16 protein-coding genes are annotated in these 21,008 nt (G+C 54.4%); 9 read left to right on the top strand and 7 right to left on the bottom strand.

Translation table 11 applies throughout. The features are described from left to right. Nucleotides 1–129: 129 nt before the first annotated feature. The gene (locus ACF8PK_RS04355) at nucleotides 130–609 is read left to right on the top strand and encodes a hypothetical protein (RefSeq protein WP_004725168.1); all 480 of its coding nucleotides are present in this window, start codon (nucleotides 130–132) and stop codon (nucleotides 607–609) included. A gap of 176 nt (nucleotides 610–785) precedes the next feature. Next, nucleotides 786–1,694 carry a DMT family transporter gene (locus ACF8PK_RS04350; RefSeq protein ID WP_154180202.1) on the top strand — a complete coding sequence of 303 codons (909 nt, stop codon included), beginning with the start codon at nucleotides 786–788 and terminating at the stop codon, nucleotides 1,692–1,694. Nucleotides 1,695–1,783: 89 nt separating this feature from the next. Here ACF8PK_RS04350 and ACF8PK_RS04345 read toward each other — a convergent pair whose 3' ends face one another. Genes ACF8PK_RS04345 through ACF8PK_RS04335 form a run of 3 tightly spaced genes read right to left on the bottom strand, consistent with a single transcriptional unit; the run spans nucleotide 1,784 to nucleotide 4,317 of the window. Further along, nucleotides 1,784–1,933: a DUF2474 domain-containing protein gene (locus ACF8PK_RS04345; protein ID WP_392440227.1), complete on the bottom strand. Its 150-nt coding sequence runs from the start codon at nucleotides 1,931–1,933 to the stop codon at nucleotides 1,784–1,786. Beyond that, nucleotides 1,930–2,937: a cytochrome d ubiquinol oxidase subunit II gene (gene cydB, locus ACF8PK_RS04340; RefSeq protein ID WP_392440225.1), complete on the bottom strand. Its 1,008-nt coding sequence runs from the start codon at nucleotides 2,935–2,937 to the stop codon at nucleotides 1,930–1,932. The genes ACF8PK_RS04345 and cydB overlap by 4 nt, the downstream gene beginning before the upstream one ends. Before the next feature lie 15 nt (nucleotides 2,938–2,952). Next, nucleotides 2,953–4,317 (bottom strand): cytochrome ubiquinol oxidase subunit I, encoded by a 1,365-nt coding sequence (locus ACF8PK_RS04335; protein ID WP_044367443.1) that lies wholly within the window; start codon nucleotides 4,315–4,317, stop codon nucleotides 2,953–2,955. 144 nt (nucleotides 4,318–4,461) lie between these two features. On the opposite strand from ACF8PK_RS04335, the gene ACF8PK_RS04330 reads away from it, so the two are divergent. Beyond that, nucleotides 4,462–5,877, top strand: a complete 1,416-nt coding sequence (locus ACF8PK_RS04330) for a PLP-dependent aminotransferase family protein (protein WP_392440223.1) — start codon at nucleotides 4,462–4,464, stop codon at nucleotides 5,875–5,877. A gap of 60 nt (nucleotides 5,878–5,937) precedes the next feature. Here the strand turns inward: ACF8PK_RS04330 and ACF8PK_RS04325 are convergent, their stop codons facing one another. After that, nucleotides 5,938–8,148: an MASE3 domain-containing protein gene (locus tag ACF8PK_RS04325; RefSeq protein ID WP_392440221.1), complete on the bottom strand. Its 2,211-nt coding sequence runs from the start codon at nucleotides 8,146–8,148 to the stop codon at nucleotides 5,938–5,940. Between the two features lie 433 nt (nucleotides 8,149–8,581). Here ACF8PK_RS04325 and ACF8PK_RS04320 point away from each other — a divergent pair, with 433 nt between their 5' ends. Beyond that, the gene (locus tag ACF8PK_RS04320; protein ID WP_081454426.1) at nucleotides 8,582–8,866 is read left to right on the top strand and encodes a hypothetical protein; all 285 of its coding nucleotides are present in this window, start codon (nucleotides 8,582–8,584) and stop codon (nucleotides 8,864–8,866) included. 146 nt (nucleotides 8,867–9,012) lie between these two features. Here the strand turns inward: ACF8PK_RS04320 and ACF8PK_RS04315 are convergent, their stop codons facing one another. From ACF8PK_RS04315 to dsrO, 3 genes are read right to left on the bottom strand one after another with little or no spacing between them, the layout of a single operon-like run. Further along, nucleotides 9,013–12,105: a tetrathionate reductase subunit A gene (locus ACF8PK_RS04315; RefSeq protein ID WP_392440219.1), complete on the bottom strand. Its 3,093-nt coding sequence runs from the start codon at nucleotides 12,103–12,105 to the stop codon at nucleotides 9,013–9,015. 12 nt (nucleotides 12,106–12,117) lie between these two features. Continuing rightward, the gene (gene nrfD / locus ACF8PK_RS04310; RefSeq protein ID WP_392440217.1) at nucleotides 12,118–13,221 is read right to left on the bottom strand and encodes an NrfD/PsrC family molybdoenzyme membrane anchor subunit; all 1,104 of its coding nucleotides are present in this window, start codon (nucleotides 13,219–13,221) and stop codon (nucleotides 12,118–12,120) included. Continuing rightward, nucleotides 13,218–13,985, bottom strand: coding sequence for a sulfate reduction electron transfer complex DsrMKJOP subunit DsrO (gene dsrO, locus ACF8PK_RS04305; protein WP_014204772.1), 768 nt, complete (start codon nucleotides 13,983–13,985; stop codon nucleotides 13,218–13,220). The genes nrfD and dsrO overlap by 4 nt, the downstream gene beginning before the upstream one ends. Nucleotides 13,986–14,154: 169 nt before the next feature. Between dsrO and ACF8PK_RS04300 the strand changes: the two genes are divergently transcribed. The 5 genes from ACF8PK_RS04300 (at nucleotide 14,155) to ACF8PK_RS04280 (ending at nucleotide 20,921) form a co-directional block, all read left to right on the top strand. Beyond that, on the top strand, nucleotides 14,155–15,972 hold the full coding sequence (locus tag ACF8PK_RS04300; protein WP_392440215.1) for a PhnD/SsuA/transferrin family substrate-binding protein: 1,818 nt from the start codon (nucleotides 14,155–14,157) through the stop codon (nucleotides 15,970–15,972). A gap of 16 nt (nucleotides 15,973–15,988) precedes the next feature. Then, complete coding sequence (locus ACF8PK_RS04295) at nucleotides 15,989–16,603, top strand: response regulator transcription factor (RefSeq protein WP_024375251.1); 615 nt, start codon at nucleotides 15,989–15,991, stop codon at nucleotides 16,601–16,603. A 382-nt stretch (nucleotides 16,604–16,985) separates the two neighbouring features. After that, complete coding sequence (locus ACF8PK_RS04290) at nucleotides 16,986–18,578, top strand: phosphoethanolamine transferase (RefSeq protein ID WP_392440607.1); 1,593 nt, start codon at nucleotides 16,986–16,988, stop codon at nucleotides 18,576–18,578. Nucleotides 18,579–18,603: 25 nt separating this feature from the next. Continuing rightward, entirely contained in the window at nucleotides 18,604–18,978 is a 375-nt protein-coding gene (locus ACF8PK_RS04285; protein ID WP_004725154.1) for a diacylglycerol kinase, read from the top strand. Continuing rightward, nucleotides 18,966–20,921 (top strand): LTA synthase family protein, encoded by a 1,956-nt coding sequence (locus tag ACF8PK_RS04280; protein ID WP_392440212.1) that lies wholly within the window; start codon nucleotides 18,966–18,968, stop codon nucleotides 20,919–20,921. Before ACF8PK_RS04285 ends, ACF8PK_RS04280 begins: the two co-directional genes overlap by 13 nt. Nucleotides 20,922–21,008 lie beyond the last annotated feature (87 nt).

Below are 21,008 nucleotides of genomic sequence, written 5' to 3'. Positions count from 1 at the left end.
GCCTAATAAAGGGGAAATGAGGCAGAAAACGTGCTTTTTATGAATTCTTGATTCACCGCATTACACCTTCTTCCCTGCCCGATTTAGTATTCGCTTCGGTATCGAAGCACCATTCAAAGGATCATTAATATGTCTGACCTGACGACGAGCATTGACTCTATCCAACCTGTTGTTGAATCTTCCGGCTCCTCTATCTGGGGCTACGTGATCGGCGGCATCGTCATCGTTCTGGCTGCTGGCTACTTTGGTTTTAAAAAAATGAACCAACCTGCTTTCGTGATTAAGCAGCTGCGTAAACGCAACCGTAAAGAGATGCAAAAACAAGGCGTTGAAAGCGCAGAATCGATGGCAGACCTGGATCTGCTCCTTGACGCGGTTCAAAAATACGCGACTGAGAAAAAAATGACTGGCACCGCGATGGTGCAACTGCTGGCGCCGATGAACGATAAATCGAAAGTGAAATCGGGCACCGATTTCTACCACGCACTGGCGTACATCGCGAAAAACATCGACGATCCGCAACTGGCGCGTAGCTTCCAAAACAAATCCAAACAGGTGAAATCCAGCTCTCCGCTGATGGCGGGTCTGCTGAAACGCGCAGGCGTGTAACCCTCACCGAAAGATGATTCGATAACCCGCCGCGTGCGGGTTATTTTTTACTTTCGTTTCAAACGTATACCGAAGATCTATCACTTTCTGCACATCAAGCCCCAATTCCTCATGGCATTTCGAACGCTTTGCCAGTACCGTCATGATTCCTGCATAAGAAAAATGAAAAGGATGTCATGACCAGTCTTGTGAAACGCCTCAAATCCAGCCCGAAAAGCACGTTGTGGGTTACGCTCTGTTTGCTTGCGCTGCCACCGCTCTTCTGGGCGGGGAACTTTATTGTCGGCCGCTCGGTGCGCGGCGATATTCCACCGCTCACGTTGTCGTTTGATCGTTGGCTGATTGCCAGCCTGATCTTGCTGCCGTTTACCTACAAAACGTTGCGTCGTGAATGGCGGCTTTACTGGCAATACCGCACGCGGATTGTCATCGCTTCCATTACCGGCGTCGCGGCGTTTAACTCGCTGATCTATCTTGGTTTACAAACCACCACCGCCAGCAATGCGTTGATCCTGAACTCGTTCATTCCGCTGCTGATCATGCTGTTTGGCTCGCTGTTTTTTAAACTCACCCTCAGCGCCAAACAGTGGCTGGGGATGAGCATTTCGTTTGTCGGCGTACTGAGCATTATTTCGCGCGGCGAGTGGTCGAACCTCACCTCATTGAGCTTTAATCAGGGCGACATGGTTGTGTTTCTAGCGATGGTCAGTTGGGCCATCTACACGTTGGTGATTCAGCGTATGCCAAAAGAAATGAACCGGATTGGTTTGATGTCGGTGCAGATGTTCCTTGGCTTGTTGGTGGTGCTGCCGTTTTACCTGTGGGAAGTGCATTCTGGCGCGTTGCCAAACTGGAACAACCACACGCTGCTTGCGCTGGCTTACGTGGGGATTGTGCCCTCGGTGCTGGCGTATCTGCTCTACACTGCGGGCGTCGAACGTTTGGGGCCAGCTAAAGTCGGATTATCCATTCACCTCATTCCAGTATTTGGCGTGTTGCTCTCCATCGCGCTGCTCGGCGAGAGTTTGCATTTGTATCAAATCAGCGGCATGGCGCTGATCTTCCTCGGCATTCTGCTCAGTTAGCGCTGACAGGAAGATGTTGCCCAATAAAAAAGTCCCCGGCGAAGCCTCTTGCCGGGGACAAAGAGCTAAAAGTAAGCTCTACACTTCGGTTAAGCCCTGAGACCGGCTGCGGTCATCAAGGCTCTAAACAGCGTCGCGACAATGCCCAGCGTGGCCACGCTGACACACCAAATGCCCGCCAGCCACAACCACTGTTTCCATGTCGTGGGCGTCTCAGACGCCTGATGTGGTTTGTTCAATGGTACGCCTCCCCGTCTTTCACTTTGCCGCCAAACACGGCATAGCTCCAAAAGGTGTACATCAAAATAAAGGGAATGATGAACAGCGCGCCCACCAGCATAAAGCCTTGGCTTTGCGGCGGTGACGCGGCCTGCCACAACGTGACCGACGGCGGAATGATGTTCGGCCACAGGCTGATGCCCAAGCCAACAAAGCCCAGCAGCACCATGCCCAGCGTGGCGACAAACGGCAGGCGATCCGCATGGCGCGCCAATGCGCGATAGGCCGCCCAAGCCAGTAAACCCGTAGCCAGCGGCACCGCAGAGAGCCACACCACGTTCGGCACACTCAACCAGCGCGTGGCAATACTCGGCTGCGCCAACGCCGTCCACGCACTCACCGCGATCATCACGGCCAATTGCATCGTCAGAATACGCGGCGCCATGCCAAAGAATCGCTGCTGCAAATGGCCCTCAGTTTTCATGATGAGCCAGGTCGCGCCGAGCAGCGCATACGTCACCACCAAGCCTATGCCACAAAACAGCGAGAACGGCGTCAGCCAATCAAACGCACCGCCCGCGTAGTGACGTTGTTCAACCGCTATGCCTTGAATCACCGCGCCGACCACCATGCCTTGGCAGAAGGTCGCAGCCACCGAACCAACCATAAAGGCGCGATCCCAAAACACGCGATGATGCGCCCACGCTTTAAAACGAAACTCAAATGCCACGCCGCGAAATATCAGCGCCACCAACATCAGTGTGAGTGGAATGGTCAGCGCATCAATGATCACGCTGTAGGCGAGCGGAAACGCGCCAAACAGCGCCGCCCCGCCCAACACCAACCAAGTTTCGTTGCCATCCCACACCGGCGCGACCGAGTTCACCATGGTGTCCCGTGCCTCGCCGCGGGTCACCATCGGCATCAAAATGCCGATGCCCAAATCAAATCCATCCATGACGATGTACATCAGCGTGGCAAACACGATGATGCCAAACCACACGATTGATAAATCAAATCCCATCTCAGGCTCCTTGAATTAAATGCGACCGGACAAAAACGGCTGTTCATGTTCAGGTGAATGCGCAGCATCCGGCCCCTGCTTGATTTGGTGAATCATGTACAGATAGCCAAAACCAAACACCGCGCCATACACCAGCACAAACCCAATCAGGCTGATGCTCATGTGCAAATCGCCATGGGCGGACACCGCATCTCGCGTGCGTTGCAGCCCATACACCACCCACGGCTGACGGCCCACTTCGGTGGTAAACCACCCCGCCAGAATCGCAATTAACCCGCTCGGCCCCATCCAAACACACAACCGCAGAAAGCCACGATGTTGATTGAGTGTGCCGCGCCGGCGCAGCCACACGCTCCAAAGCCCTTGCAGCAACATCAACATGCCGAGTCCAACCATGATGCGAAACGCCCAGAACACCACAGTGGCATTCGGTCGGTCTGCTTTGGCAAACTCTTTCAGCGCCGGGATCGGTTTACTCAGGCTGTGATTGAGGATCAAGCTGCCCAGATAAGGAATTTCCAGCGCGTAATCGGTGGTCTCGGTCTCCATATTCGGCATGCCGAATAAAATCAGCGGCGTCGGTTCGCCATCACTGTTATCCCAATGGCCTTCCATCGCAGCGATTTTCGCGGGCTGATGTGCCAATGTGTTTAAGCCATGCAGATCGCCAATCAGGATCTGAATCGGCGTCACCACCACCAACATCCACAGCGCCATGGAAAACATTTTGCGCACCGCGCTGCTGGCATTGCCCCGTTTCAAATGCCACGCCGCCGATGCTGCGACAAACAGGGCGGTACTGAGAAACGCCGCCACGCCCATGTGCAGCAAGCGGTATGGGAAAGAGGGGTTGAAGATCACCGCCAACCAATCGACCGGCACCACGCGGCCATCGACAATCTCATAGCCTTGCGGCGTGTGCATCCAGCTGTTAGACGCCAGAATCCAGAATGTGGAGATGATGGTGCCAAGCGCCACCATGCAGGTGGCAAAGAAATGCAACTGTTCCCCCACCCGTTTCCAGCCAAACAGCATCACGCCGAGAAATCCGGCTTCGAGGAAAAATGCCGTCAGCACTTCGTACGTTAGCAACGGGCCGGTGATCGAACCGGCGAAGTCCGAAAAACCACTCCAGTTGGTGCCAAACTGATAAGCCATCACCAAACCAGACACCACACCCATGCCAAAGTTGACCGCAAAGATTTTCGACCAAAAATGGTAAAGGGTTTTGTAATCGGGATTGCGGCGTTTTAGCCACAGCCCTTCGAGCACCGCCAGATAGGTCGCCAGACCAATCGTGATGGCGGGGAAAATAATGTGAAACGAAACAGTAAACGCGAATTGAATACGAGCAAGCATGAAAGCGTCGAGACTGAACATAACTTCCTTCCAGTATCTTTTTAATTGTGGAAGGCATGGTATGTCGCCACAAAAATTGCGAACAGATACAGAAACTCGTCGCTTTTCTATAACAGTGATGAAAACCAAGTGTTATATTCCGAGTTTCAATGAAAGGGATGAGCGATGGCGAAATACGAACAGTTGGTGGCACAGATCAAGCATCAAATTGACGCTGGTATCTGGCAGGCGGGCGATAAGTTACCGTCGCTACGCAAGCAATCTGAGCACACGGGTTTGAGCCTGATGACGGTGCTGCACGCCTACCAAGTGCTCGAATCGCAAGGCTGGATTCAATCGCGCCAACGCAGTGGGTATTGCGTGTCACCACAATTGGCCCCAGCGGCCAACACCGTGCCGCGCGCCATCGAATCGATGGAGCAAATCGACATCAACGATTTTATCTTTGATGTACTGCAAGCGGGGCGTAATCCGCACATGGTGACGTTCGGTCACGCCTATCCCGACCCCAGCCTCTATCCGCGCCATCAGGTCAACAAGTCGCTGATGGCAGCCGCGCGTAGCATGCCGGTGTCTAGTGCGCTCGATAACCTGCCGCCGGGCAACGACACGCTGCGCTCAATCATCGCCAAACGTTACGCAGCCCGTGGCATCAACATTTCACCGGATGAAATCGTGATCACCGCAGGCGCGCTGGAAGCGCTCAACCTTAGCCTGCAAGCGGTGACGCGCCCCGGCGATTGGGTGGTGGTGGAATCGCCCACCTTTTATGGCGCGCTGCAAACCCTTGAACGCTTAGGGCTGAAAGCGCTCTTCATTCGCACCGATCCGCAGCACGGCATCGACCTCGACTCCCTTGAACGGGCGTTGCAATCGCATTCGGTCAAAGCGTGCTGGTTGATGAGCACGCTGCAAAATCCGCTCGGATTTACGCTCAACGCCGAAAAAAAGCAGCAACTGGTGCAGCTCCTCTGCCGCTATCAAGTGGCCTTAATTGAAGATGATGTCTACAGCGAACTCTACGCGGGTAAGGAAGCGCCACTGCCTGCCAAAGCGTGGGATCGCAGCGCCAACGTGATGCACTGCTCGTCGTTTTCCAAATCCTTGGTCGCCGGTTTTCGCATCGGCTGGGTGGCCGCAGGTCAGCACGCCCTGCGCATTCAAAAACTGCAACTGATGAGCACATTGACCACCAGCGTGCCGATCCAACTTGCGCTGGCGAACTACCTCACCACACGCAATTACGAACAGCATTTGCGCCAACTGCGGCGCAAACTTCACGAACGGAAAAAGGCGATGCTGGCACAGCTTCATCAGGCGTTTCCGCCCGAAGTGAGCATCACCGATGCTGATGGGGGATATTTTATCTGGGTTGCACTGCCGATAGGCATGGATGCGATGGCGCTGTATCAGCGCGCGCTACAAGAAAAGATCACCATCGCGCCGGGCAAAATGTTTAGCCCGGGCGAGCAGTTTGCCCACTGTTTTCGTCTCAACAGCTCGTTTGAACTGACCGAGCAGCGCCAGCGGGCGATTTCTCGCTTAGGGGAATTGATTCGCCAGCAGATGGCGGAAGATTAAGTCGCTGCTTTAAGCGCTACTGCCAAGCGACTAGCTCAGTAACCACATGAAGCAGCTACACTAAGCGACGACAAGGCAGTTTTTGCCACGGCGTTTGGCCTGATACAGCGCACTGTCGGCTTTCACCAACAAGGCTTCGATGGTCTCGCCATGAGTCGGATACACCGCCGCACCAATGCTGATCCCGATTAACGCCGGGGAACCGTCAATCACAATCGGGGCGCTGATCGCCTCAATGATCTGTTGCGATTTATAGAAACAATCATCGTCGGTGTTGCGCAGAATCGCGACAAACTCATCCCCGCCAAAACGCGCGACAATGTCTTGCGCGCGAACACTGTTTTGTAGGCGATGTGCGACCACTTTCAACACTTCATCCCCCATCGAATGGCCGTAGCTGTCGTTAACGTCCTTAAAGCCATCCAAATCCATGTAATAGAGCGTAAATGGCTGCCCCTGCGCACGCGCTTGGGCTAAATGATCATGCGCTAAATCGTAGAAATGACGGCGGTTCGCAAGGCCGGTTAACTCATCTTGCGTCGCCAGTCGCCGTTCCAACTCCACCACTTCTTGGCGTCGTTCGACTTCTTGCTGCCAATGCTCCGTCGCATCGCTAACGGCTTTGGTCACTTGCACGCGGTGCGTCAGAATGCGGTATAACCCAATGGCAATCACGCCAGTCGAGAGCAACAAATAAATCCAGTACCACGACGACAAAATAAAGCCAGTATGCATGACATACGCGGCTCGGCGACCATTCATCGACAGCACCCAGCGACTGTTACTGAGGGCAATTTCGGTGGAAAGAATCGGGTTGGCATCGGTTTCAGCGCGGCCAAAAATCACCGCATTCACATCGCCCACCGGATTCACCGCGCGCATCGCGAGCGAAAATTCGCGATCGAATGCGGTGATGGGCGTTGATTGCAGCAACACCTCTAAATCAATGATGACTGTCGCAAAGCCCCAGAATACATCTCGCTGCGTCAAATCATGGGACGGCAGGTAAACTGGCGCGCGTGCAATCAATGCCTGACCGCCTTGGCGCAAGGTTAACGGGCCATCGACGATGGTGCTGCGCGAGGTAATGGCCTTCATCACGCCGTTCTTGCGTTTCGGATCTTGCAACAAATTGTGGCCGACGGCTTTTTGATTGCGTTCGACATTCGTCACGTAGGTCACAATGCCTTGCGGCGCCAATTGCAAACTGGTGATGTAAGGGGTTTTCTCCAGCATACGTTCCGCAAAAATGGTGAACTCTTCTGGCGTAAAGTCGGGGCGAGACTGCACGAATGCTTCCAAGCTGTCGGTCAGTCTGAATTTGCTATCGAGCGCCGCTTGCAGCGAGATGGCCAGCCCTTGCAACCGCTGTTGGTACAGGTAAAGGTCGTCGCGCTGCTTGGCCTCTTTCTCGATGTAGCGCACGCTCAGCGCTACCGTTCCCCAAATCACGCAGGTCAGAACCACAATGGTAATGTGCAGCGGATTGGCCTTGTAGAGCGAATTACTCGTGACATTCTGATCCACCAAAATGCCGCGATAAAGGAAGTAGTTCGACGCCAAACGGAACAGATGCCCTGCCGCGTTGGCATCGCCATATACCGAGGCATATTGGGTAAAACAAAACTCTGCCCCCATCGTGAGCGCAAACGAGATCATCAAATAATGCACTTGCAGCGACTGGTAGCTGCGGCGGCGCATCCAAACGCCAATGGCCGCCAACAATACAAAGCTGATGACCACATATTCGCTGTAGATTTTAAACGGCGTGAGTCCTTGGCCATCAAGAAAAGCATCCGGGAAAATTTCGAGTGGATAGATGGCGCAAACACCAGTCACGGTCGCCAGCACCAGCACCTTGATGTACTGCTCGACGTAGCGACATTGAAATGGGCAAAGGAACACCAGCGCCAAGCCCATGGATTCCACCAAACGGGCCAGAATCCAGAATTGCGTGGGCGGATTGTTGCCCAGCCCTTCAGCAAAGAGCGATCCTTTGTAACTGAGGGTATGTGCCAAATCGACAAACGCGACGCATAAATACAGGGTACTGAGTAACGCGAGCGGACGTGCATCCTTGTGGGTCGAAGCTTTGTAGCCTGCTAAGGCAATCATGCCGGAGACAAACACGGTCGTCAGTTCAATGATGGCATGAAACGTCACGAAATCGTGGCGTGACAGGATCCAGAGCAGCCCTAACACGGCGGCCAGCAGCAAGGATTGTGTCGACCTGACAAAACGACTTTTGTCAGTGAACTTCAAACTTTCCAACGCGTCCTATCCCATTGATTTGTTTTTTTTAAGGGTGAAAGGGTCGTCTCTGATCATCTCGACCAGAATAAACAGCCACAGGAAATAATGGCCGGCACGGTCACTCTGGGTGAGCATCACCAGAATTCGGTGCTTCGTCTGTTTTTGACTTAGTGACTTTTTGAATAGTAACGTGGTTCATAAAAATGGGTCAATTCATTGACACCATAAATGCAGGGGCTATCGCCCAAAAACGGTCAATTAAACCTCATTTTCTTGATGGATATAACAAATAATTGACGCGAAATCAGTCTCATTTTCCTTCAGCGAATCGCGTGAAACAATGTACATTAGATTGCTTGAAACACAGTGGCCAACATTACCCCTTCAGGAGTGTGGTGATTTTTGTGCGGGCGAGTAGAATCACATCTTTACCACTGATGATACTGACGCCATGAAACCCGATCGATTGACTGCCATGCAGCAGATCATTGATGCGGTGCAAAAGGAATTCCCGCTTTATCAACAAGACACCTTTGTCTGCGGCCCCGACAACACCTGTGTCGGCTGCCCGAAAAAACTGATGGAACTGGTCGATAGCGAACTCAGCTATTGGCAACACCAAGTGACACGCGGCCTGCCGCCTTCATTCGACGAACTCAACCGATTTGGCAAACTGTGCAAAAACGTGCGCCGCGCCTTAGTGCGCAATGGCCGAATCGCGGTCACTGAGTCGTAATCATTCGCCGGTAACGCCACTGTTCACCAGCAACGTCAGGGCTCATCGACACGACACCGATGAAGATGAAAAGGCGCAGCGGCATAAGCTCACTGCGCCTGTGTGGTGTAATGTGGCGTGGTAAGTCGTGTGTGAATTGGTTTGTGCTACGCTTTGCGAATCCGCGCTGGTAAAGATTGGCGAGCCGCCGCGCCGACCACCCAGTCGAGCAGCACACCGGGGCTTTGCCGGGTTGGGTCAATCAAACCGATATCGTTGATGTTGACGCCATCGCTGCGCTTCATGTTGACCGGTTGCTGCTTGTCGCCAATCCAGTGCGCCCGCTCGCCGAGTTCGGTATGGCCAAAGCCGTGCTCGAAACCGAGCGTACCGGGGCGAATACCCTCCAGCACCATCGCCACCGCCGTCATCTGCGCGCTGGGCGTTTCAATCACAAACTGATCGCCCGTTGCAATCCCCGCCGCCTTGGCATCGCGTGGATGCATGTAGACCGGATTGTCACCTTTGATCGCATTAAGACGGGGCGACAAATTCGACACCGCGCTGTGAATGTTGGACTTAAAGTTGGTCAGGCTGAACGGCCACTCGTGCGGCGGATAACGCACTTCCAGCGGCGTGCCGTCGGCCAGTTTTTGCGGATACCAGGTCGGGCAACCGCTGTAGCGCTCGCCAGTCATAGTATTGCGCGACATCGCCAGCTTTTCGTTCCAGATCGCAACCGGATTGACCCATTTGTATTTCATGGTATCGCCTTTGTAGGCTTCGGTCGCATCCTCAAACCGACCGCCGCGCGCAAAGATGTACGCCACCCGCTTCATTTCGTCCGCTGTCAGTGCCTGCTGCATGGCGGGCATCAGGCGCTCCAGCCCCGACCACGCGATGTCTTCCGCCGTCACTTCCGGTACGCCGCCTTTGACATACGCCAGGTTGGCTGCCGAACGCAGGTAGAAATCTTCCGCACTGTGAATGCCGTGCCAGTTGCCATCGGCATCAGCAATGGCGTTGTCACCAAAACCGCCGAGCTGCATTTTCTTCGCCACGTCGATCAAAAAGTTTTCCAGACAGATCGAGCGCCCATCCGCCGTTTTGGCCGTGCGCGGCGCCACAACCGGCCAGCGCGCCGTGACGGTTTTGACGGGTACGTCATGCCACGGCCCGGCCATGCCCCAGCTTTCGTACGTGACGGTATCCGGCACAATGTAGTCCGACAGCGTGGTGGTTTCGTTGATGAACGCATCGACCGATACGATCAGCCCCAACTGCTTCGGATCTTTGAGTTTTTCTTCCAGCAGCGCTTTGAGCCCCGGCACGCCGTAGATCGGATTGGCAATGTGGTTGATCCACGCTTTGATGCGATACGGATAGCCGTCCATCGCCGCCGACAAGTGTTCGGTCAGCAGCGGCGCGGATATCGGATACCACGGCGCACGTGTTGGGTAAGGCGACTCGCCGGCCGCTACGCGGCGCCGGTATTCACTGCTTTTGTGATACGGGAATTTGCTCCGCGACAGGAAAATGCCTTTGGGCGCAACCTTGCCGGCAAACTGGTTGAAGTTGTAACGCGGGCCGTCTCCCGACGTCGAATAACCGCCCGCTTTGGCCATTGCACCGCCTTTGCGGTTGATGTTTCCCACCATGGCATTGAGCATCATGATGGTGAACGCGTTGTAAAACCCGTTGCTGTGCATGTTGCCGCCGTGGGTGTCCACCACCGCTTTGGGGCCATAGCTGGTAAAGCGCTGTGCCAGCGCGATGATTTGCGCCTCGCTAATCCCACACTGCTGGCTGTAATAGGCCAGATCGTATTTAAACGCCTGCTCTTTAAGGTGTTGCAGCGACGATTTGACCGTGACGGACGTGCCCGCGACCATTACCTCTCGCGTGACAAACAGCGCCGCTTCGTGTGGTTCGGTATGGAGCGCAAACTCGTCGCGGCTTGCATTGACCACCACATACGGATCGCTGTCTGAACGTGCTTCACCGTCAAACGGCAACCCGACATCCGATGCGCGCAGGAAGCTGCCGCAACGCGGATGCTGCTCGTCACTGATCACTAAATGGGTCGCGTTACACCAGTGCGCCGTGCCGGCACGCTGCATCGCGGCCACGCCCGGCTGAGCCAGAAATGTTTGGTTGTAACGTTGATTGGCGATGATCCACTGGATCATACCAAGCACCAGCGCAGAATCGGTGCCCGGTTTGATCGCCAGCCAATCGTTGCGATCGCCCGCCGCTAAGCTCGACGACCCCGCTGGCAAGCTGGGCGTGACCACAGTGTATTCGAGTTTGCCTTCGCTACGCGCATTGGCAAGCTGGCGCGCCTGACGCTTGAATGGGTTACCCGCCTGCGCTGGCGACATGCCAATAAACAGAATGTATTCGGCGTGGTCGAAATCCGGTTTGAGGTGAGCGTATTTATCCAAATCGTTGAGGAATGCGCCGCTGCCGGCACGAAACGCGTAGCCGCAATACGAGCCGTGATGGCCGAAGTTGCGCGTGCCGAAACTGTTAAACGCAAAGCGCTTGATGATGTCATCCCGCCCCTCGTTACTGGCATTGGTCACCAGCAACTGGTTGGCTTTCGGACCATATTCCGGATTGTCGACATCCAGCGGCGTGGTGAGGTCGCGAATGGCACGCAACCCCTCAACGTGCCCTTCGCCAAACAAGTCACCCCCTTCTACTATCTCCTCAATCAACTGCTCGTAGCTGATCGGCTCCCAGCGCCCTTCACCACGTTTGCCAACCCGTTTCAGCGGCTGCGTGATTCGGTAAGGGCTGTTTTGCATGTCCAGCATCGCATTGCCGCGGGCGCACGCCGTTGAACGGCCTTGCAACCCCGCTTCGCCCGCCATACTCAGATAAGCGTCTTTGACCGGCGTCGCAAACGGAATCGCATTTTGCTGCGACAGCGGATGATACGGGTTACCGCTGATGCGCAGTATGTCATCGTTGCGATTGTCGATGCGCACGCGCAGGCCGCACAACGTCCAGCAGCCAAAACACATCGAGGGCGCGACGCGCTGATTCGGATTGGGGATCAGACTGCCGCTGCGATTAACGCGGTATTCCGGCTCCAGCGAATTACCATGATGCGGATCGCGGGTGGCCTGCCCGGCTTTACCCTCCACAATCCCTTCGACCATGTGTTTAGTGGTGGTTGCGTACCCGGCGGCAAATGCGCCCACACCACCGACGGCAAGGCCCGACTTCAAAAACTGACGGCGTTTGTTGTCCATGTTCTGTTTCTCCTACTCGTGGTGTGTCAGTACGGATGAGGGATGGGTTTGCGCGCGATGTTGCACCAGTTCACTGCCCAGCAGTGCCAGCGCCAGCCACAAACCGAACATGCCCGCGATGCCGAGCGCGCCATTGGCGCCCCAAGGCAATTCATACGGATAAGGCCCGACATCGAACTTAGGAATGGTCTGCACCTGCATCATGGTGACCCAGCGCACCAACCAAGCAGCGACAAGGCTGAGTGCCATCATGCCAATCAAGCCCAACCCGCGGGTTCGCTCATGCAAGCTCAAAAATGCCCATGCGATACAACCCAGCAGCGCCGCAGTCAGCAGCGCCAGATGCTGCGTCCATTGCGCATTTTCATACAGTGAAAACGTTGGGTTATTGGCCGCCCAAATTGGCACTAAAATCAGCGCCAGCATCGCACTGAGCGACACGGTTTTCTTCAGTAAACTGAGATCAAAGCTACTCAGTTGCGCCGAAATGGCTTTCGGCACCAGCAGATAAACAAACAAGCTAAAACCGACGACGGCCAGAAACGCGGTGACAAACCACAGCAGCGGCGCGGCGGGTTGATGCCACAGCGGACGTGCGCTCACGGCGGCAATTTCCGCGCCGGTATAGAGCGCAATCGACAGCCCCGAGAACATAGTCAGCGTCGCCACCAGCAGCATCAAACGGCGCGAGGTGCGCCATTGTCCGAGCGACAGTTGACCAACCCAGCGCAACACCAAACTACGGCTTTGCTGCAGCGCAATCAAATCGGCGCGCAGATAGAGCCAAGCCGTCGCCACCGCCAGCGCTGAAAACAGCGGCAGAAATAGCGAGCCCAGCGACATCCACGACCACGGCGTAATGTAAGCGTAGAAGTGCCACGCTCGGCCGGGTTGATGCAAATCGCCAGTCAGTGCCAACGGGCCAACCATGGCGCCAATCGCCAACGTAAGCACCAGCGCGGCACGTAAGCGGTGGCTGCTGCGCCTTTCAAACAGCAACGCAATCAAAAAGAGCATGGCCGCGGCGTACGCCGAGCCAATGTAGAAGAAATACTGCACCGCCCACGGTAGCCAGGCGATCGCTTGCGGCGCAACCAACACTTCGGTGATGTTCATGCGTGGCCTCCTAGCGGCTCGTAAATGGCGGCTTTGCCTTGAATGTGCGAGGTAAAGCGTTCATCCATGCCGAGATAAAACACATGCGGCTGGGTATTAGCTTCCGGTTTCAGCACTTTCAGTTCGCCTTGATGCTGCGCCATTAGCTGGCGAATCTGACTATGCGGATCGTTCAAATCGCCGATGATGCGCGCGCCGCCGACACAGGTTTCCACGCACGCTGGCAGTAAGCCTTGTTCCAGACGATGCGCACAGAAGGTGCATTTATCCGCCGTCAGGGTGTGTTCGTTGATCACCCGTGCATCGTAAGGACACGCCTGCACACAATAGGCACACGCCACACAGCGACTGTTATCCACCATCACAATGCCGTCCTCACGCTGAAAAGTGGCCTGTACCGGACACACCGCCACGCACGGCGGGTTATCGCAGTGGTTGCACAAGCGCGGCAGCGTGAACGCTTTCACCTGCTGAGTCGCCTGCGAGCCATCGGTTAAGGTCACTTCGTACTGTTTGACGGTGGTGCGAAACTGGCCGATAGGCATCTGATTTTCGACACTGCATCCGACCGTGCAGGCCTGACAGCCCACGCATTTGCGCAGGTCTATCAACATTGCATAGCGTTTGCCAATTTGTCCTTTGCGGTCCGGCGCTTGGTTATTGCGTATCACGGTACTGGCCGTTGCCGTGCCAATCCCGGTTACGGGGATTAACGCAGCACCAGCGGTCACCGCGCTGAGAAAACGTCGTTTGGTGGAATCCATCACTCACCTACTGAATTGGGTTGGGTGAGTTGATTGTCAGCAATGCGCGACGCGGTCGGTATTGTGGTTTTCCACATACCCGGCGGTTCATTGATCTAAAACAAATGGGGCATGATGCGGGTTGCTGTTATCCTAGTCGCCAATTGATGCATTCAGGGATGAAGACCGCATGTTCACTTCGTTAGTTTGCCGTTTGATGTTCCCCATCCTGCTGGGGTTGTGCTTGTTGAGCGCGCAAAGCATCGCGGCACAACAGGCGGCCAATCAAGTTAAGTCTTCCAAAATCAAGCCTGTCGTTGATGTTGGGGTGTTGGCGATTCGCGGCAATCTGGCAGCAAAGCAGCGCTGGCAGCCGACCATCGATTGGCTCAATCAACACATTCCGGATGCCGAGTTTGTGCTGCATCCGCTCGATTTAGACGGCATGCTGAATGCGGTGAAATCACAGAGCATGGAGTTTATCGTCACCAACCCCGGTCAGGCAGTGCGCCTCGGCAGGCAGTACGAGCTGTCGTGGATGGCAACACTCACTAATCGCGCGCCGAGTCATTCTAACGACGCCATCGGCTCGGCGTTGGTGGTGCGAGCCGAATCCCCTTATCAGCAACTGGCGGATATCGCCGGACATTCGATGGCGGCGGTCTCCGAGCGCGCTTTTGGTGGCTACCTCACGCTGCGCTATCAGGTGTTAGAACTTGGCTTTCATCCGAATGATTTTTTCGCCAACGTGCGCTTTTTGGGGTTCCCGATTGACGCCAACCTCTATCAGCTGCGTGATGGGTTTGTCGAGGCGGCGGTCGTACCCGCGTGTTTGCTGGAAACCATGACCCGTGAAGGACTGCTGGAGGCCAATCGCTATCGCGTGCTCAACGTCGACACCAACGCAGATTTCCATTGTCAGGTCTCGACTCACCTTTATCCGAATTGGTCGTTTGCCAAAACCGACCGCGCATCGGCGCCTCTCGCCAAACAAGTCACCCGCGCGCTGCTTGCGATGCCTGCCGAAAGCCCGGCCGCCATCGCCGCGGGCGCGTCCGGTTGGAGCTCGCCCGTCAGCTTGCTGTCCATCGATAAACTCTATCAGGCGCTCGATCTGCATCCATTGCAGGAGCCGTGGTGGAAAGAGGCGATCCGCTGGCTGCGTTTTCATCAGGAGTGGGCTTGGGCGCTGTTTATCGTGGTGGTGGTGTTGAACGCCTACCACTTCTGGCTCGAATACCGGTTTAGCAAAAGCCAACAAGCACTGGAGAAAACGCAGCGGCGCCTCAAAGAGAAAAGCGAACAGTTGGAACACGCCCAGCGCGTGGCGATTGTGGGCGAACTCGGCAGCAGCTTGGCGCATGAAATCAATCAGCCGCTGGCGGCGATTCGTAATTACAGTGAAGGCGGTTTGCTGCGCGTGGCAAAGCAGCGCCCGACAGAAGAGATCACGCCGGTGTTTGAAAAGATTCAGGCACAGGTCGATCGCGCCGATGCGATCATCAATCGGCTACGTAACCTGATTAAAAAACGCAGCCTTGAAAAGCAGCCGTGCAACATCGAAACCCTGCTCGACGAAACACTGGAACTGATGCACTACCGCTTGCAAAAATACGAGGTGGCGATCAGCCGCAGCAGCGAAGGCGACGTCATTGCCGTAGAAGCAGACCGCGTCGGTATGCAGCAAGTGCTGGTGAATGTGCTCAGCAATGCCATCGACGCCTGCCTGCTGTATCAAGAGCGTGAAGCATCCGGCAGTTATCAGCCCAAAATCGCGCTACATACTAATTATCAGCCCGAGACGCTGTACATTCGCGTGGTCGATAACGGCACCGGACTGGAACACGGCACCCCGAGTGAAGCGTTTGTCAGTCACAAAGCGCATGGCCTCGGATTGGGGCTGGCAATTTGTCGCGATGTGATGGAAAGCCATGGCGGGCAAATCAGCCTGATGTCCGTCGAGCCACACGGCTGCATCGTCAGCCTTTCTCTGCCCTATTGGGCGTAAATTCAGGAGCGCATGAATGAGTGAATCGAATCCACACCTGCCCGTCTATGTGGTTGATGACGATGAATCGGTGCGTGATTCTCTGCAATTTATGCTGCAAGAGCACGGTTTCCACGTCACCACCTTTGCCAGCGGCAAGGCGTTTCTCGACCACATCAATCCGCTCAAACCCGGCTGCGTGATTTTGGACAGCCGCATGCCCGAGCTGCGCGGCCAGCAAGTGCACCAACGGCTCAACGAGGCCAACAGTCCGCTGGCGATCATCTATCTGACCGGTCACGGCGATGTGCCGATGGCAGTGGATGCGCTGCAAGCGGGCGCGATTCACTTCTTTCAAAAACCCGTCAAAGGCGACGAACTCGCCGCCGCCATCACGCAAGGGCTGCAACAGTCAGCATCGAAGCTAGATCTGCTGGCGGCAAAAACCGCATTTGAATCGCTAACGACACGCGAAAAAGAGATCCTCAAACTGCTGATTGCCGGTAAACGCAATATTCGCATCGCCGACGAACTGTGCATTGCACAGCGCACTGTCGAAGTGCATCGCGCGAATCTGATGAAAAAGTTTGCTGCCAGTACCGTGGCCGAACTTGCCTACGTCTATGGCCAACTGGCCAAGGTGATGCGCTAAATCGTTCGAATTCGGTCGAATACCGACCGCACCCTTTCGGCATCGTCCAAGTCGGCGCACGCGCGCCACAAAACCCTCACAAAAAACAAGCCATTCATTCACCCAACCACCAAAATGACCAAATGACACATAAACTTAAGTTTATATTTCAAACATAAAATTTACACAATACAACCTTTTGATCACAGAATGATGTTCAGTGAATGAATATTCAACATTGCTAATGTGCTCGCAATTGCAGGTCTTGCATGACGAAAAAAACTGAAGGTGTCTTCAGCTAATCTTAAGTTTAGATTCGCATGATAGCGCCATCGTTTCATCGTCAGGTTTATTCTTCATGTCAAACTCAAGTCGTCTTTCATTTCCGCGTCTCCCCATGAGCATGACCACGCTCATTGTGGTTTTCGCGGTCTATTTTGGTACGGTGATGAATTATCCCGTGCTGAAGACTATTTTCCGTTTGAGTGCGGATGTCTCCAATCCGTTGTTTGCCTACACAGCGCCTGTTCTTCTAACTTGCGCCTTCATTATTATTTTCTCCGCATTTGCCTGGCCATACTTTTTCAAGCCGTTTATGGCATTTGTGGTGCTAACATCCGCTGCAGCGCTGTATGCCGAAGTCAATTTTCAAACGCTGTTCGACACCACCATGATGGAAAGCGTGTTTGAAACCAACTCTTCAGAAATATCGTTTTACCTCAACACGGCGACACTTCTTTATTTGTTCGGCTTTGGTGTGGTGCCGTGTCTCTTCCTCGCCATGGTGCGCATCACCCCGCACCGCACTTGGATGCGCGCGATCGCATCGCGTGTGGGCATCGTCATCATCGCGGTCGCGGGGATTGGTTTGATTGCGGCCACCAGCTACAAAGACTACGCCTCAGTCGGTCGAAACAATCACTACCTGAACAGAATGATTATTCCCGCGCATCTCTACAATGGCGTGAAATACCTTAACAAAACCTACTTCGAAACCAAGTTGGCCTACCAAACCTTGGGCACCGATGCCAAGGTTGCAGCCACACCAAACGGCAAACCCACGCTGATGGTGGTGGTGCTGGGTGAAACTGCTCGTGCGATGAATTTTGCCTACAACGGCTATCAGCGCGACACCAACCCCTACACCAAAGACATGGGGTTGATCGCGTTTCAGGACGTCTCCTCATGCGGCACGTATACCGCATTGTCGGTGCCATGCATGTTCTCGAACATGACGCGCGATAGCTACAACAAACCCCGCGCTGCCGCGCAAGACAATGCGCTCAATGTGCTGCAACACGCCGGGGTTGATGTGCTTTGGATCGATAACGACGGCGGCGACAAAGGCGTCGCGAAAAAACTGCCCTATCTGTCGATTGACGCCTCACTAAAAAATGACGACTGCAACGGCTCGACCTGTTTTGACGTGGCCATGCTCAGCGATGCGAAAAAGTTCATTGACGACGGCGCACGCAACAAATTGCTGGTACTCCACACCATCGGAAGCCATGGCCCAACCTACTGGCAACGGTACCCCGATGCACAAGCGCCCTTCCAACCCGCGTGTAACCGCAGTGATATCGAAAACTGCAACGACCAACAAATTGTCAACGTGTATGACAACACCTTGGTCTACACCGACTATGTGTTAGCACAAGTGATCAATGAGCTGAAAAGTGTCTCCAACGATTACAACGTGATGCTGACTTACATTTCCGACCACGGTGAATCACTGGGGGAAAGTGGCCTGTATCTACACGGTACCCCTTACGCGATTGCTCCAGTCGAACAGACGCACGTGCCTTGGCTGCTTTGGATGCCAGAGCAATATGCACAGCAGAAAGGCTTGAATACGCAATGCCTCAAAGACAAAGCGAAAACAAGCGCGCTGTCACACGACAACTTATTCCATAGCCTGCTGGGTTTTTATGGTGTGCGTACCGAGGTTCAGAACAGCGAGCTGGATATCACGCAAAGCTGCCTTTTAGATTCATAACCCCTATTTATAGAGTTCTCATTCAATGCAACAGGAAGTCATCATTAAACGCACCGGGGTGCACCGGATTGTTTATACCTTTGTCCACAGTTTTAACGGATTCAAGTGGCTGTGTAAGCACGAAGCGGCGTTTCAACAAGAGCTGATGCTCTTCGTGCCACTGACCGTGTTCGCGTTTTGGTTGGATCTACCCGCCATGCATACCTTACTGGTGATGTTAAGCATGGTGTTCGTGTTATTTGCTGAGATGGTCAACACCGCCATCGAAGCCGTGGTGGATCGTATCGGTTTGGAATATCACACACTGTCTGGCGTTGCGAAGAATATCGGGTCGGCACTGGTTCTTTTGGCCATGGGATGTTCATTGGCTGTTTGGGGTACCGTATTATGGCTACACTAATTTCTGCGTTCACTGGCGAGCGCGCCAAATTTAAATTGGGTGCACTGCTGCCATTGCTGTGCTTTGTTTTGATTGATTTGCTGCTGCTGAGTTTGTCACGTCTGATGCTCTCGGTGTGGCAAAGCGAGCGCGTGTTTTCGACCACCGATTTTGGCCAGATTTTTATCGGCGGCCTGCGAATCGATATCTCGTCGGTCGGTTATCTGTTTGCACCTGCGCTGCTGCTGATCATCGCCGCCACGCTGTTGCGTGCGACGCGCTACATTCGCCTACCGCTCAAAGTGTATTTGGTGGCGGGCAGCCTGCTGTTTCTGTTCTTTGAACTGATCACGCCCACCTTTATCCTTGAATACGACCTGCGCCCCAACCGCCTGTTTATCGACTACCTGATCTATCCTAAAGAGGTGTTCTCGATGCTGGCCTCTGGCTACAAAACCGAAATTGCGGTGACGTTTGTCATCCTGTTTTTGGCCGCTCGCCTACTGAGTAAAGTCTTTGATGCGTTGTGGAGCGCCGACGTGAAAGGCGCCGTGTTACCGCAATTGGCGATGCAACTGGTGCTAACGTGTTTGGTGGTACTGGGCGCGCGCGGCACGTTGGAACACCGCCCGATCAACCCGGCGTTGGTGGCGTTCTCAACCGATCACCTGCTCAACGATTTAAGCATTAACTCCGCCTATTCGGTGGCATTTGCGTGGAAACTAGCGCAGAAAGAGATGTCGAGCGCCGATTTCTACGGCCCGATGGATCAGCAAACCTTGTTGCGTGAAATTCACCGCACCATGCAAAACCCCGCGGCGGATTTCGCCGACCCAAGTACGCCGACCAAAACCATGCACACCACCAGCTTTCCCGGACGCAAAAAGAACTTAGTGATTCTGCTGCAAGAGAGCTTGGGTGCCCGTTATGTGGGCAAACTCGGTGGCCTACCGCTGACCCCGAACCTTGACAAAATCATGGATGAAGGCTGGAACTTCACGCGGCTATACGCCACGGGAACACGTTCGGTGCGCGGGATTGAAGCGGTGGTCACCGGCTTTACACCAACGCCAGCACGTGCGGTGGTCAAACTGGGCAAATCACAACAGAACTTCTTCACGCTGGCGAGCTTCCTTGGCAATCAAGGGTATCGTACCCAGTTTATTTACGGCGGTGAAGCGCACTTCGACAACATGAAGACCTTCTTCCTTGGCAACGGTTTCCAAGATATCGTTCAAGGCAGCGATTTCGCCAAAGTCGATTTTACCGGCTCTTGGGGCGCATCGGATGAAGATCTGTATGATCAAGCCAACAAAGAATTTACTGAACTCCACCAACAAGGAAAGCCGTTCTTTAGCTTGGTGTTTACCTCATCGAACCATTCACCATACGACTATCCAGACGGTAAAATTACGCCTTACGACAGCGACAAACAGACGCGCAATAACGCCGCGAAATACTCGGATTATGCGCTGGGCGAATTTGTCAAAAAAGCCAAGCAATCAGAATACTGGAAAGACACCATCTTTGTGGTCGTCGCGGATCACGACTCACGGGTTTATGGCGCAAGCCTTGTCCCCGTACGTCACTTCCACATTCCGGCGGTAATTTTCGGTCACGATGTACCACACCAAGTGGATGATCGTCTGGCAAGCCAGATTGACCTTGGCCCAACACTGCTATCGTTGATTGGCGCATCTGGTGAGCATCCTATGCTGGGCAACGATTTCACCAAACCGCTGACGGCCTCTCAGCCGCGCGCGATGCTGCAATACGACAAAAACTTCGCGTACTTAAAAGCGGGCAAAGCGGTCGTCTTCCAGCCTGACAAAGCGCCACAAACCTTCCTGTTGGATGGGGAAAATCTCACGCCGACTCAAAGCGATGACGCACTGACACAAGAAGCGCATGCCTACGCCAACTTCGGCAGCATGGCATATCAAAAAGGGTGGTATAAACCTTAATCACGCAGCGTGAGCGGCGGTGCATCAGCCGCGACTCATCCACGAGACACATTCATCAACAACACACCATTCATCAACAACACATAG

Source organism: Vibrio sp. CJQ_6, from assembly GCF_043106745.1.
GTDB lineage: Bacteria > Pseudomonadota > Gammaproteobacteria > Enterobacterales > Vibrionaceae > Vibrio > Vibrio furnissii.
This window is presented reverse-complemented; position numbering and strand designations above follow the sequence as displayed.